The organism is Pseudomonas sp. NY15364 (genome assembly GCF_048068235.1).
Lineage (GTDB): Bacteria > Pseudomonadota > Gammaproteobacteria > Pseudomonadales > Pseudomonadaceae > Aquipseudomonas > Aquipseudomonas mendocina_D.
Genome location: NZ_JBLUPX010000094.1, coordinates 1 through 549, shown reverse-complemented (window position 1 = coordinate 549; position 549 = coordinate 1). Strand labels below are relative to the sequence as shown.

Genomic DNA, 549 nt, shown 5'->3' with positions numbered 1-549 from the left:
GCCATTGGTAGCACCCAGTGCAATCGTGCAAGGTCGCCAGCGTTTGGGCAGCGCTGCGGTGCGAGAAGTCTTTTCCCTGACTCAACAACGCTGGCATGCCAGCGCCAATCACCCCACTTGGGCCGGTTTGCGCCTGCTCAGTGTCGATGGCGTGGTCTGGCGCACACCGGATACGGACGACAACCGCAAGCACTATGGCAGCGCCAGTAATCAGCATGGCGATACCGGCTATCCCCAAGTTCGCATGGTCTGCCAGATGGAGCTGACCAGCCACATGCTGGTGAGTAGTGCTTTTGCCGGCTACCACAGCAACGAGATGAAACTGGCCGAACAACTGATCGACAGTACACCCGATCACTCGCTGACCTTGTTCGACCGTGGCTTCTATTCACTGGGGTTACTTCATCGCTGGCAACAGACAGGCACTCAGCGCCATTGGTTACTGCCGCTGCGCAAGGATGCTCAATACGAGGTGCTGCGTAAGTTAGGGCGCCACGATGCCATCGTCTCGCTAAAGACCTCGCCGCAGGCGCGTAAACAATGGCCCGA

1 protein-coding gene is annotated in these 549 nt (G+C 58.5%); it reads left to right on the top strand.

Translation table 11 applies throughout. The annotated features are described in order from the left end of the window. A partial coding sequence (locus ACNFCJ_RS24120; protein WP_416773899.1) for an IS4 family transposase occupies positions 1–549 on the top strand: 549 nt, incomplete at both ends.